The organism is Rhizobium etli CFN 42, from assembly GCF_000092045.1.
Classification (GTDB): domain Bacteria; phylum Pseudomonadota; class Alphaproteobacteria; order Rhizobiales; family Rhizobiaceae; genus Rhizobium; species Rhizobium etli.
Window position 1 is genome coordinate 4,190,515 of sequence record NC_007761.1, and the last position, 13,534, is coordinate 4,204,048.

Here is a 13,534-nt window from a genome sequence, read left to right on the forward strand (position 1 = left end):
TTCGAATTGCCGTTTCGATCAAAAATCGCTATATCCAGCGCCATGGAATCCAAGTTCAGATGCACTGGCGCGCATATTTTCGTGCTGCAGGATCATTATCGCCTGCCGGCGCGGTTTTTCGCATGCGTCTCCGGTGCGCTCAACAGCCGACTTCGTTGATCGAATGACGGCCGGCGGAGCCTGATCCGCTTTTTTCCGATTTTCCAAAGCTTTCAAAAACGGACTTACCGCCATGAGCGCACCGCGCACCCTCTACGACAAGATCTGGGACGACCATCTGGTCGACGAACAGGCCGACGGAACCTGTCTTCTCTACATCGACCGCCATCTGGTCCACGAAGTCACCTCGCCGCAGGCTTTCGAAGGACTGCGCATGAGCGGCCGCAAGGTTCGCGCGCCGGAAAAGACGCTCGCCGTCGTCGACCACAACGTTCCGACGTCGCCGGATCGTCATCTCGGCATCAAGAACGAGGAAAGCCGCATCCAGGTCGAGCAACTCGCCAAGAACGCTGCCGAGTTCAACGTCGAATATTATTCCGAGAACGATAAGCGCCAGGGCATCGTCCACATCATCGGGCCGGAACAGGGCTTCACCCTGCCGGGCATGACGATCGTCTGCGGCGACAGCCACACCTCCACCCATGGCGCCTTCGGCTCGCTCGCCCACGGCATCGGCACGTCGGAGGTCGAGCACGTGCTCGCCACCCAGACGCTGATCCAGAAGAAGGCCAAGAACATGCTGGTGCAGGTCGACGGCCAGTTGCCGGCAGGCGTCACCGCCAAGGATATCGTTCTGGCCATCATCGGTGAGATCGGCACCGCAGGCGGCACCGGCTACGTCATCGAATATGCCGGCGAAGCGATCCGTTCGCTTTCGATGGAGGGCCGTATGACGATCTGCAACATGTCAATCGAAGGCGGCGCCCGTGCCGGCCTCATTGCCCCTGACGAAATCACCTTCGAATATATCAAGGGCAAGCCGCGCGCGCCGAAGGGCGAAGCGCTGGAACAGGCGATCGCTTACTGGAAGACGCTGAAATCAGACGAAGGCGCTCATTTCGACCGTATCGTCAAACTGAACGCCGCCGAGCTGCCGCCGATCGTCTCCTGGGGCTCCTCGCCTGAGGACGTCGTCTCGGTTCAGGGCATCGTACCGAATCCGGATGAAATCCAGGACGAAACGAAGCGTGCCTCCAAGTGGCGTGCGCTTGATTATATGGGCCTGAAGCCGGGCACGAAGATGACCGACATCGCTGTCGATCGCGTCTTCATCGGCTCCTGCACCAACGGCCGCATCGAAGACCTGCGCGCCGCTGCCAAGGTCGTCGAGGGCAAGACCGTCGCCTCGACTGTCAACGCGATGATCGTTCCGGGCTCCGGCCTCGTCAAGGAACAGGCGGAAGCCGAAGGCCTCGACAAGATCTTCAAGGCCGCCGGCTTCGACTGGCGCGAGCCGGGCTGCTCCATGTGCCTTGCCATGAACGACGACCGCCTGAAGCCGGGCGAGCGTTGCGCCTCAACCTCGAACCGCAATTTCGAAGGCCGTCAGGGATTCAAGGGCCGCACGCATCTCGTGTCGCCGACCATGGCCGCCGCCGCCGCGATCGCCGGACACTTCGTCGATATCCGCGAATGGAACTGACCCTTCCGGCGGAATGAAAGATAAAGCCGTCCGATGCGTCTCAGCGCAACGGGCGGTTTCTATATTGGAGTGCCGACAGCCGATCGACGCTATTGAGCAACGGCAATCAGAAAGCCGCTGTCATTGGATCCGGCCCCATGCGGGCGCCGGCAGTGTCGAGCTTGGCGATCGCCGCCATGTCGTCGGCATCGAGCTTGAAATCGAACACCTGGAAGTTCTCTTCGATGCGCGATGGCGTGACCGATTTCGGGATGACGACGAGGCCGGTATCGATATGCCAGCGGATGATAACCTGGGCCGGCGTCTTCCGATGCTTGTTGGCGATCGCCCCAATGACCTCGTTCGAGATGAATTTGCCCTGGCCAAGCGGGCTCCAGGATTCGGTGATGATATCAAGTTTCTTGTGAGCTTCCTGGGCCGCCCTCTGCTGGAAGTCGGGGTGCAGCTCGATCTGATTGATGACCGGAACGACGCCGGTCTCGCCGATGATGCGCTCGAGATGTTCGGGATAGAAATTCGATACGCCGATCGAGCGGGCGCGGCCCTCTTCGCGGATGCGCACGAATGCCTTCCAGGTCTCGGTGTAGAGGCCGCGATGCGGCGACGGCCAGTGAATGAGATAGAGGTCGACATAGTCGGAGCCAAGCTTCTTGAGGCTGCCGTCGAAGGCGCGCAACGCATTGTCGTAGCCCTGGTCGGTATTCCTGAGCTTGGTGGTGACGAAGATATCCTTGCGGTCGAGGCCGGACGAGCGGATACCTTCGCCGACACCCTCTTCATTGTCGTAACCAGAAGCCGTATCGATATGCCGATAGCCGGCGGCAATGGCAGTGCGTACTGTCGGCGCGGCAATCTCCTGCGGCGTCTGCCAGACACCGAGACCGACCTGGGGAATGGAATGTCCGTCATGGAAAGTGATGATGGGTTGTGCGGTCACAATATATCTCCGGGAGCTTGAAGAATTGGACGAGGCATGAATTGCGCCCGCACCTGCGGACGTCCCGGAACGCATTTCAGCCGGAGCGTCCGGTCACCGGAACCATATAGGTGGCGGCATCCTGAAGACAATCAGAGGACTCGGACAATCGTCCCCTTTCGAAGGTGAGGCAGAAGGCGGCGCATGTCACGCAGACTTACAGCGACGCAGCCGGCCGTCGGCTCGTAGCCCGGCTTGATGAGATGGAAGAAGATCGCCGAACCGCGATGGCGCGCCCGCGAGGAAATGTTCCAGTCCATCACCAGGCAGATATCGTAGAGGCCGTCGCTGCGCCGCATCTCCTCATGACTTGCGCCGAATGGCGCGCGCACGAGCCGGTTGTAGTTGGCATTGCCGGGCTGGTCGCACCAGAGCATGTCTGCGCGGATGCGGCGAACGGGAAGCGAGGTGATGAGTTGGCCGTTCCGTTCACCGCGCCGGAAACCGGAAATCAGCCGCATCGCAGCGATCGGCGTGGCGCCGTCACCCTCGCGTTTGAGGATGGTACGGCCCGAACGGCCGATCGCGGCAGGGATGATGATTGCGCCGAGTCGGACGATGGCGCGGCTCTTGCGCCCTGGAGCGGCGCGCACCACGATTGTCGATGGCAGCATGCCCCGGCTCCGCCTTGCTTTTTCCATTTTTCTCGCATGTCTTGCATTGCCTGAGGCCTTGATTGAAATCATATGAAAAGCTGCGCGGCAACAGCCCCGCCGGCCGATCCTTGCCAAAGCTGCAATTTGGCGTAGGACTAGGGGACTTAACTTTGAGGACGCAATGGCATGACCGCACGCACCATTCTTCTGGTGGATGACGACGAGGACCTTCGTCAGACCCTGACGGAGCAATTGTCGCTTTATGAGGAATTCACGGTTCTGCAGGAAGCCAACGCCGGCAAAGGTGTTGCGACCGCCCGTTCGACGCCGGTCGACCTCTTGATCATGGATGTCGGCCTGCCCGATATGGATGGCCGCGAAGCGGTGAAGCTCCTGCGCAAGGGCGGCTTCAAGGCGCCGATCATCATGCTGACCGGCCACGATACCGATTCGGACACGATCCTCGGCCTCGAAGCCGGCGCCAACGACTACGTCACCAAGCCCTTCCGCTTCGCTGTGCTGCTCGCGCGCATCCGCGTGCAATTGCGCCAGCACGAGCAGAGCGAAGACGCGACCTTTACCGTCGGCCCCTACCTCTTCAAGCCGAGCCAGAAGCTGCTGACCACCGACAACGGCCAGAAGATCCGCCTGACGGAAAAGGAGGCGGCGATCATCCGCTATCTCTACCGCGCCGAACAGAAGGTCGTCACTCGCGACGTGCTTCTTGAAGAGGTCTGGGGCTATAACTCAGGCGTGACGACGCACACGCTGGAAACCCATGTCTACCGGCTGCGCCAGAAGATTGAGCGGGATCCCTCCAACGCCGAAATTCTGGTGACGGAAAACGGCGGCTACAAGATCATACCCTAGAGCATTTCCGTTTTCTCCAGATCACGGAGATGTTCTATCTCTTGTTTCCACGCAATTCCCGGCAAAAGCGTTTCACGCTTTGCCTGGCAAAGACGCCAGGCATTTTTGCTGGAATTGATCTAGGGCGAAAAAGCCGGCATGGCGCTGACCGACGACATTCATCTGCTTTCCCAGCTTCCGCTGTTCAAGGATATGAGCGAGGACCAACTGCGGCTGATCGCCTTCGGCGCCGACCGGCGCATGATCGCCGCGGGCCAGATGCTGTTCCGCCAAGGCTCGCCGGCCGAGAGCGCCTATGTCGTCTTGAGCGGCAGCCTGGAACTCAGCACGACGAGCAGCGACGGCATGCAGCGCGCGGAGGCGGTTGCCGGACCGGGAACCCTGATTTCGGAGCTGGCGCTGGTCACCCTGGTGGAGCGCAAATTCACGGCGATCGCGCGCGAGGACACCAGCATCATCCGCATTACCCGCGCCCTCTTCCATCGGCTGCTCGAGGAATATCCCGATGCGGCCCGTCTGATCGAAAACCGCATCCGCGACAACCTCGCCGAGCTTGCAGCCAAGGCGGCAAGCCAATTTCACCGCTTCAGCTGATCGCCGTCAGAAATCGAAATGCGCCGTTACCGGCACATGGTCCGACGGCCGGTCCCAGCCGCGCGCCTCCTTCAAGATCTCGATCCGCTGGAGATGCGGCCCGAGATCCGATGACGACCAGATGTGGTCGAGCCGGCGGCCGCGATCGGCCGCCTGCCAGTCCTTGGCGCGGTAGCTCCACCACGTATAAAGCTTCTCGCTTGCCGGCACGTGCTGGCGCATGAGATCGAGCCAGGCGCCGCGCTTCATCACCTCCAGCAGCCCGTCGGTTTCTACAGGCGTATGGCTGACGATCTTCAGCAGCTGCTTGTGCGACCATACATCGTGCTCCAGCGGCGCGATGTTGAGGTCACCGACCAGGATGGCCGAAGTATTCGCCTCGCCATTGGCTTTCAGGAGCTTCATCTCCTCGATGAAATCGAGCTTGTGGCCGAATTTCGGATTGATCGTGCGATCCGGCTCGTCGCCGCCGGCCGGAACGTAGAAATTGTGCAGCCGGACACGGCGGTTGCCGCGCTCGAACACCGCCGATATGTGGCGGGCATCGCCGACGCCGCAATAATCCTGCCGGTGATCCTCCATCAGCGGAATGCGAGAGGCGATTGCGACCCCGTGATAACCCTTCTGGCCGTGGATGATGATATGATCGTAGCCCATCGCCCGCAAAGGTGCCGCCGGAAAAAGCTCGTTCGGGACCTTTGTTTCCTGCAGGCAGAGAATGTCAGGCCTGTGTTTGAGAACGAATTGCTCGACGATCGGCATGCGCAGCCGCACCGAGTTGATGTTCCAGGTGGTGATCGAAAAGCCCATGCGGCAAGCCCTTTCACGCTTTCATGAAAGGGCTTTAGAACAAAGGCGGACCGGAGGGAACCTGGCCGCGTGCAAAAGCGTCAGGAGATCAACCGAAAAGGCTCAGTCGCGTGAAGCTGCCGTGCCCGGAATGCTCTCGTAGGGCACCCGGAAGACGCGGTCATCGAACTGCACACCCGTCTTGACGTTGAAGATCATCACCGACGTATCCTTGCCCTGATTGTCGGTGATCGTCCACTGGCGCAGATCATACGTCTTCGGATCGAACATCATGGTGATCGTCGAGTTTCCGAACACCGTATTGTTGCCGAGCGCGATCGTCGTCAGGTCCGACTCCTCCTTCACACCCTTCACCATGCCGGCCGAAAGGTCGATATGCTGCGCCAGGAGCAGGCTGAGCGGAGTCTTCGATAGTGGATAGAGATCCCAGGTCTTGAGCTTGGTATTGCCGATGGCGACATTCTTGCCGTCGGCGATTACCCGCATGGGCGACGGATCGTCATAGTTGAAGCGCAGCTTGCCGGGACGCTGGATGAAGAACTTGCCGCCGGTCTGCTCACCGCGCGGACCGAACTGGACGAATTCGCCCTGCATCGTCGTGACGCCGGAGAAATGATCGGCGATTGCCTGCGCCGTGCCGGAAGCGGGTGCCGCCGCCTGTGCGATGGCGCTCAAGGGGACGGCGCTCGCCATCGCAGCGACAGTGAAAACGCTGAGAAGATCGCGGCGCGTCATCGCCAAGCCGGAGAGGAAGGAATCGGAGTTACGCATCTAAATCTCCTTTATGCGATCTGCATGCCGCTGAAAGGCGGCGTCTTCAAGGCGTTGCAGTCGGCGCGCCAAAAGCAACGGCGTTGATGCTTCCGCGTTTCCACCAAAGCGGCCACATCAGAAATATATGGCGCTTGTCTCAGCGGTCGAGGATGTCGCCCTCGGTCGGAACGAGGATTTCTCGTTTTCCGGCATGGTTGGCCGGCCCGATGATGCCTTCCTTCTCCATGCGCTCGATTAGCGAGGCGGCGCGGTTGTAGCCGATGCCAAGCCGGCGTTGGACGTAAGAGGTCGAAGCCTTGCCGTCGCGCAGCACGATGGCGACGGCCTGATCATAGGGATCTTCGGAATCCGAAAGATTCGACGTGCCGGTCGGACCGCCGCCGCCATAATCGCCATCCTCGTCGTCGTCGGCGGTGATCGCATCGAGATATTGCGGCGAGCCCTGCGTCTTCAGGTAGGAGACGATCTCTTCCACCTCGACATCCGAAACGAACGGGCCGTGGACGCGCTGGATACGCCCGCCACCCGCCATGTAGAGCATGTCGCCCATTCCGAGCAGCTGTTCGGCGCCCTGTTCGCCGAGGATGGTGCGGCTGTCGATCTTCGAGGTGACCTGGAAGGAGATGCGGGTCGGGAAATTCGCCTTGATCGTGCCGGTGATGACGTCGACCGACGGACGCTGCGTCGCCATGATCACGTGGATGCCGGCCGCACGTGCCATCTGCGCCAGGCGCTGGACCGCGCCTTCGATGTCCTTGCCGGCGACCATCATCAGATCGGCCATCTCGTCGATGATGACGACGATATAGGGCATCGGCTTGAGGTCGAATTCCTCGGTCTCGTACATGGCTTCGCCGGTATGGCGGTCGAAGCCGGTCTGCACGGTGCGCGAGATCACCTCGCCCTTCGACAGCGCCTGTTCAACGCGCGTGTTGAAGCCGTCGATGTTGCGCACGCCGATCTTCGACATCTTCTTGTAGCGCTCTTCCATCTCGCGCACGGTCCATTTGAGCGCGACGACGGCCTTCTTCGGATCGGTGACAACAGGCGAAAGCAGATGCGGAATTCCGTCATAGACGGAGAGTTCGAGCATCTTCGGGTCGATCATGATCAGCCGGCACTGTTCCGGCGTCATGCGATAGAGCAGCGACAAGATCATCGTATTGATGGCGACCGATTTGCCTGAACCGGTAGTGCCGGCGACGAGCAGATGCGGCATCTTGGCAAGGTCGGCGATGACGGCTTCGCCGCCGATCGTCTTGCCGAGCGCCATGGCAAGCTTGGCCTTGCTGCCGTCGAAATCCCGCGACGCGATCAATTCGCGGAGAAAGACGGTCTCGCGCGTTTGGTTCGGCAGTTCGATACCGATCGCATTGCGGCCCGGCACCACGGCGACGCGGGCGGCAATGGCGCTCATCGAGCGGGCGATATCGTCGGCCAGGCCGATGACGCGCGACGATTTGATGCCGGGCGCCGGCTCCAGTTCGTACAGCGTGACGACGGGGCCCGGGCGGACATGAATGATTTCACCCTTGACGCCGAAATCCTCCAGCACACCCTCGAGCATCCGGGCATTCTGCTCCAACGCATCGGCCGACAGTGTTGAATCGCGCACCACGTTCCGTGGCTCGGCGAGCAAGTGCATCGAGGGAAGCTGGAAACCCTCGGGACGAATGAACGAGCCCTGCGCTTCCCGCTCGACACGGGCACCGGGCTTCGGACGCGCAATCGCCGGGATAACGCGAGGCTCCGGCTTGGCGGTGGCTTTTGCCGGCGCACGGATCATCCAGTCGTCGTCATCGTCGTCGGGCAGAATGTCGGCCGGACGCGGCGGCATGTCGGCATCGAAAGGCGGATCGTCGTCCTCATCCTCGTCATCGATGGAAAGCGACGGCGCAGCGACGACGCGCCGCGGCGAAGCCGCCCTTGCCGCCATTGACGGCTCCATCGATGGCTCCAGGCGCTCGCCGCGGACGGCCGGCGCTTTGGCGCGAACCGGTTCGTTCAGCGTGCCGAATTCATCGTCGTTGAAATCATAAGGCGACTCGAAATCGCCCTGGCGTCGCTGGCGCGGTCCCATGCCGAAGAGCCGGCGCAGCCGGCCCTGGCTCATGAACCAAGCATGCGTCATGGCGCCGCTGAACGCAACCCAGCGCGATTCGTCCTCGTCCTCGTCTTCGTCTCCGACCACCCGCGCCTTGCTGATCGTCTCGGCGTAATCGTCCTCGATTTCGTCATCGGCGTCACTGCGGCCGACGAGGCCTGACGCGAAGAGCATCATCCACGCGGTCGGCACAGCAAAAATGCAGCCAACGGCCATGGCGAAGGTGCCGGTGGGATAAGCGCCGACGAAGAGTGCGGGAAAGCGCAGGATCATGTCGCCGACGACGCCGCCGATGCCGTTCGGGATCGGCCAGGTGAGCGGCGGCGGGAAACAGCCGATGACGGCGGAAGACAGAATCGAACCGGCAAGCCAGGCGCCGATGCGGGCGGGAATGCGGTTGAAGCTGCGGCCCGAGATCATCGTCAGCGCCCAGGCGACGATCGGCAGCATCGACACGACGCTGGCAAGCCCGAGGAACTGCATGACGATATCCGCAAAGGCAGCGCCGCTGTAGCCGAGGATATTCGTCGGAAGGTTGGCGGTGGCGTAGGAATAGCTCGGATCGGCGACGTTCCAGGTCGCCAGCGCCGCGACGCAGAACGCCAGCAGCAGAAAGATCGCAAAGCCGATGAGCGCCTGGATCTGCCGCAGCATGAATGCCGAGAAGGAGAACCGATCCGGACGGCCATCTATCGCCGGCGACGTGCTTCTTGCCATGTGTCTAACCCGTCCACTGCCTGAGGGCATGCGAATCACCGAAGCTTCGCCATGCCAAAATGCGTCCGCTCTACCTAACCAGAACCGGGTTAAAGCGATGTTAACCATGCGTGCCGAGAGGCGCATCCGCCCCAGAAAAGAAAAAAGCCCGAACCTTGGAAGGTCCGGGCCAAATGCGGCTTATGGTTAGATAGGCCGCGACGGGCCGTGAAGCGGCGCCCGTCTGCCGGGCGCCGCAAACTTTATGATCAGGAGGCGTGGTAGGCGGCTTCGCCGTGGGTCGAAAGGTCGAGACCTTCGCGCTCGGCTTCGACGCTCACGCGCAGGCCGATGACGACGTCGACGATCTTGTAGAGGATCGCCGAACCGATGCCCGACCACAGGAGGGTCGTGAGAACGCCCTTCGCCTGGTTCAGGACCTGGGTTGCCGTTCCGGCATAGGTAGCGGCGAAATCAGCCGTCGAATAGTCGACGATGCCTGCACCGCCCAGCGCCGGATTGACGAGGATGCCGGTGCCGAGAGCGCCGATGATGCCGCCGATGCAATGGACGCCGAAGACGTCGAGGCTGTCGTCATAGTTGAACTTGTTCTTCACGACGTCGACGAAGAAGTAGCAGATCGGCGAGACGACGAGACCGAGAACGATCGAGCCCATCGGGCCGGCAAAACCTGCCGCCGGCGTGATGGCGACGAGACCGGCGACAGCACCGGAAGCACCACCCAGCATCGATGCCTTGCCACGGGCCAGGCTTTCGACGATGCACCAGGACACGGCGGCGGCAGCCGTCGCGACGAAGGTGTTGATCATCGCAAGCGATGCGTAGCCATTGGCTTCGAGGTTGGAACCAGCGTTGAAGCCGAACCAGCCGACCCAGAGCAGCGAGGCACCGACCATGGTCAGCGTCATGGAATGCGGGGCCATGATTTCCTTCTTATAGCCCGTGCGCTTGCCGAGCATGATGGCGCCGACAAGGCCGGCGATACCGGCATTGATGTGAACGACCGTGCCGCCGGCAAAATCGATTGCCCCGTAAGAGAAGATCAGGCCGGCCGGCGCGCTGTAGGAGCTCGGGCCGCCCCAGAACCAGACCATGTGCGCCATCGGGAAGTAGATGAAGGTGACCCACAGGACGACGAAGAGCATGACGGCCGAGAACTTCACGCGTTCGGCGAAGGCGCCGACGATCAGGCCGGGCGTGATGCAGGCGAAGGTCATCTGGAAGACGATGAAGGTGTATTCCGGAATGGCGACGCCCTTCGAGAATGTCTCGGCGAGCGACGATGTGTTGACGCCGGCAAGGAAAGCTTTGGAGAAGCCGCCGATGAAGCTGTTCAGCGAGCCCCCGTCGGTAAAGGCGAGCGAATAGCCGTAGGTCACCCAGATCAGCGACACGACGGCCGTGATCATGAACACCTGCATCAGCACGGAGAGCATGTTTTTGGCGCGCACGAGACCGCCGTAGAAAAGCGCAAGGCCGGGGATGGTCATCAGCAGGACGAGCGCCGAGGAGACGAGCATCCAGGTATTGTCACCCTTGTCCATGGTGAAAGCAGGAGCAGCGGCAGCAGCGGCTGGCGCAGCGGTCTCCTGCGCAAAAGCGACGGCCGGCGCAAGAAGCGCGGCCAATGCTGCGCCGACCCGCGCAAAGGTGGAAGAAAACTTCGAGATTGACATTGGAAAAGGCTCCTTGATCTGCCGTTCTTACAGCGCTTCTGAATCGGTTTCGCCCGTACGGATGCGCACGGCATGGTCGATCGAATAGACGAAAATCTTGCCGTCACCGATCTGGCCGGTTTTGGCAGACGCCGCGATGGCTTCGACCGCCCTGTCGACAAGTTCCGATGCAACCGCGATTTCGATCTTGAGCTTCGGCAGGAAGCTGACCGCATATTCGGTGCCGCGATAGATTTCAGTATGTCCCTTCTGGCGCCCGTAGCCCTTCACTTCGGTTACAGTCAGGCCCTGAATGCCGATCGCCGTAAGGGCTTCGCGGACCTCATCGAGCTTGAACGGCTTGATAATAGCCATCACAATTTTCATCTGGTTTCCCATCCTTCGTTATCCTCGGCGCGGAGCCGACTCTCCTTGCCGCTGACGTTCCTGAACAGCGACCGGCGATATACATTCAAAGGACGTGCCAGATTCGAAGCCGAAGTTAACTTATTGAAAAATAAATGTTATAATTAGGGATGCCAATAAACAGGCAATTGACCGAGCAATAAGCGCACAAATAATGCGCAAATTTGCAAATATGCCTGTTATTTATTCATTTGCCTTTTTCCGAATCAATCCTTCTTGCGCGACGGAGGCGATCAGCACACCTGTTCGCGTGAACAGGTTCCCGCGCGTTAACCCCCTGGCGCCCGAAGCCGAGGGGCTGTCCTGCGTATAGAGCAGCCAGTCGTCGAGCTTGCAGGGCCTGTGGAACCACATGGAGTGATCGAGACTCGCCACCTGCAGGCCCTGGTCGAAGATGGACGTTCCATGCGCATAAAGCGACGTATCGAGCAGCGTCATATCAGAGAGATAGGCAAGCACCGCCGCCTGATAGAGCCGGTCATCGGGAACCTGCCCTGTGGCGCGTACCCAGACGTCCTGCCGGGGGTCGAGCTTCCTGTCGGAAAAATAATGGGTCAGCGAGACGGGGCGGATCTCGATCGGCCGCTCGCGCTCCCAGTATTTCCGGATCGCTTCCGGCGCGTGCGCGAGATATTGCTGCTTGATCTGCTGCTCGCCGAGCAGCTCTTCGGGCATTGCCACGTCCGGCATGGCGATCTGGTGGTCGAAGCCCGCTTCCTCCACCTGGAAAGAGGCCGACAGCGCGAAGATCGCCTTGCCGTGCTGGATCGCGACGACGCGCCGAGTATTGAAGCTCGATCCGTCTCGGATGCGCTCCACCTGGTAGATGATCGGCACCGAGGGATCGCCGGGGCGCATGAAATAAGCGTGCAGCGAATGGACGAAGCGCTCGGCTTCGATGGTGCGCTGCGCCGCCATCAGCGCCTGGCCGATTACCTGGCCGCCGAAGACCCGCTGCCAGCCGGCCTGCGGACTGCGGCCGCGGAAGATATCAACCTCGATCGGCTCCAGGTCGAGCGTCGCCAGCAGCCTCTCCATCGCCGACGGTCCGTTTGTTTCGCGCGTCATTTTGTATGCCTCCCGGCGGTAGGAAGTGAAGGGGCGATGATCTATATAGATCACATCTGAGGCGCAAGGTACGGGAGCGGCGTGATGCTTGATATGCTGGTTGTGGGCGGGGGCTATGTCGGCCTTTCCGCTGCCGTTGCGGTCAAGCAGGCAGCACCGCATCTGAAAGTCTCGGTGGTCGAGGCCGCACCCGAGCATGTCTGGAAAAACGATGAGCGCGCTTCCGCCGTCATCGCTGCCGCCGCAAAGATGCTCGAAATCTTCGGCATCTGGGCCGAGATCGAGCCGGAAGCTCAGCCGATCACCAAGATGATCGTGACCGACTCCCGGACATCCGATCCGGTCCGCCCGGTTTTCCTGACCTTCGACGGCGAAGTGGCCGAAGGCCGGCCTTTCGCTCACATGATTCCGAATGTCGCCATGGTCTCAGCACTCCGCGGCGTCTGCAAACGGCTCGGCATCGACATCCGCCACGGACTTGGCGCGACGGAACTCAAAACCCACGACAGCCATGCCGGCGTTACGCTTTCGGACGGCAGCACCCTGGAATCCCGGCTGGTGGTTGCCTGCGACGGCGTGCGCTCGAGACTGCGCGATCTCGCCGGCATCAGGACCGTCACCTGGGACTACGGCCAGTCCGGCATTGTCGCGACCGTCGAACATGAGCGGCCGCATGACGGCTGTGCCGAGGAGCATTTTCTGCCGGCCGGCCCGTTTGCCATCCTGCCGCTCAGAAACAACCGCTCCTCGCTCGTCTGGACGGAACGCACGCATGATGCCGACAGGCTGGTTGCCGCCGACGATCTGATCTTCGAGGAGGAACTGGAACGCCGCTTCGGCCACAAGCTCGGGGCGCTGAAGGTCATCGGCGACAAACGCGCCTTCCCGCTCGGCCTGACACTTGCCCGCTCCTTCGTTGCTCCGCGTTTGGCGCTGGCCGGCGACGCAGCGCACGGTATCCACCCGATTTCAGGACAGGGCCTCAATCTCGGCTTCAAGGACGTGGCAGCGCTCGCCGAAACGATCGTCGAGGCCGACCGCCTCGGCCTCGACATCGGCTCGATAAACATCCTCGAGCGCTACCAGACCTGGCGACGCTTCGACACCTTCCGTATGGGGGTGACGACCGACGTGCTGAACCGGCTCTTCTCCAACGACGCAATGCCGATCCGTATCGCCCGCGATGTCGGTCTCGGCATCGTCGACCGGCTGCCGCGCCTCAAATCCTTCTTCATCAGCCAGGCGGCCGGAACAGCGGCAAGGGATAATCCTCGGCTGCTCGCCGGCCAGACGATTTAGCCG

13 protein-coding genes are annotated in these 13,534 nt (G+C 61.3%); 4 read left to right on the top strand and 9 right to left on the bottom strand.

Translation table 11 applies throughout. The features are described 5' to 3' along the window. Window positions 1–18: 18 nt before the first annotated feature. Complete coding sequence (locus RHE_RS33715; protein ID WP_166486885.1) at window positions 19–234, bottom strand: hypothetical protein; 216 nt, start codon at window positions 232–234, stop codon at window positions 19–21. Here RHE_RS33715 and leuC point away from each other — a divergent pair. After that, entirely contained in the window at window positions 233–1,642 is a 1,410-nt protein-coding gene (gene leuC / locus RHE_RS20270; protein WP_011427156.1) for a 3-isopropylmalate dehydratase large subunit, read from the top strand. The genes RHE_RS33715 and leuC overlap by 2 nt on opposite strands. 106 nt (window positions 1,643–1,748) lie before the next feature. Here leuC and RHE_RS20275 read toward each other — a convergent pair whose 3' ends face one another. After that, the gene (locus RHE_RS20275) at window positions 1,749–2,579 is read right to left on the bottom strand and encodes an aldo/keto reductase (RefSeq protein WP_042119090.1); all 831 of its coding nucleotides are present in this window, start codon (window positions 2,577–2,579) and stop codon (window positions 1,749–1,751) included. Between the two features lie 131 nt (window positions 2,580–2,710). Continuing rightward, entirely contained in the window at window positions 2,711–3,232 is a 522-nt protein-coding gene (locus RHE_RS20280; RefSeq protein WP_011427158.1) for a L,D-transpeptidase family protein, read from the bottom strand. Between the two features lie 168 nt (window positions 3,233–3,400). On the opposite strand from RHE_RS20280, the gene RHE_RS20285 reads away from it, so the two are divergent. Together RHE_RS20285 and RHE_RS20290 are read left to right on the top strand one after the other, a co-directional pair. Continuing rightward, window positions 3,401–4,084, top strand: coding sequence for a response regulator transcription factor (locus tag RHE_RS20285; protein WP_011427159.1), 684 nt, complete (start codon window positions 3,401–3,403; stop codon window positions 4,082–4,084). Between the two features lie 138 nt (window positions 4,085–4,222). Then, window positions 4,223–4,678, top strand: a complete 456-nt coding sequence (locus RHE_RS20290; protein WP_011427160.1) for a cyclic nucleotide-binding domain-containing protein — start codon at window positions 4,223–4,225, stop codon at window positions 4,676–4,678. Window positions 4,679–4,684: 6 nt separating this feature from the next. Here the strand turns inward: RHE_RS20290 and RHE_RS20295 are convergent, their stop codons facing one another. The 6 genes from RHE_RS20295 to tesB form a co-directional block, all read right to left on the bottom strand. Continuing rightward, complete coding sequence (locus RHE_RS20295) at window positions 4,685–5,488, bottom strand: exodeoxyribonuclease III (protein ID WP_011427161.1); 804 nt, start codon at window positions 5,486–5,488, stop codon at window positions 4,685–4,687. Window positions 5,489–5,590: 102 nt separating this feature from the next. Continuing rightward, window positions 5,591–6,259: an outer membrane lipoprotein carrier protein LolA gene (locus RHE_RS20300; protein WP_011427162.1), complete on the bottom strand. Its 669-nt coding sequence runs from the start codon at window positions 6,257–6,259 to the stop codon at window positions 5,591–5,593. 139 nt (window positions 6,260–6,398) lie between these two features. Continuing rightward, on the bottom strand, window positions 6,399–9,083 hold the full coding sequence (locus tag RHE_RS20305; protein WP_011427163.1) for an FtsK/SpoIIIE family DNA translocase: 2,685 nt from the start codon (window positions 9,081–9,083) through the stop codon (window positions 6,399–6,401). Between the two features lie 248 nt (window positions 9,084–9,331). Then, the gene (locus RHE_RS20310; RefSeq protein ID WP_011427164.1) at window positions 9,332–10,759 is read right to left on the bottom strand and encodes an ammonium transporter; all 1,428 of its coding nucleotides are present in this window, start codon (window positions 10,757–10,759) and stop codon (window positions 9,332–9,334) included. A gap of 27 nt (window positions 10,760–10,786) precedes the next feature. After that, the gene (locus RHE_RS20315) at window positions 10,787–11,137 is read right to left on the bottom strand and encodes a P-II family nitrogen regulator (protein ID WP_003543684.1); all 351 of its coding nucleotides are present in this window, start codon (window positions 11,135–11,137) and stop codon (window positions 10,787–10,789) included. A 210-nt stretch (window positions 11,138–11,347) separates the two neighbouring features. Next, a complete protein-coding gene (gene tesB / locus RHE_RS20320) occupies window positions 11,348–12,232 on the bottom strand; it encodes an acyl-CoA thioesterase II (protein ID WP_011427165.1) in 885 nt (294 codons plus the stop codon). Between the two features lie 84 nt (window positions 12,233–12,316). Here tesB and RHE_RS20325 point away from each other — a divergent pair, with 84 nt between their 5' ends. After that, entirely contained in the window at window positions 12,317–13,531 is a 1,215-nt protein-coding gene (locus RHE_RS20325) for a ubiquinone biosynthesis hydroxylase (protein WP_011427166.1), read from the top strand. The last annotated feature ends 3 nt before the right edge of the window (window positions 13,532–13,534 follow it).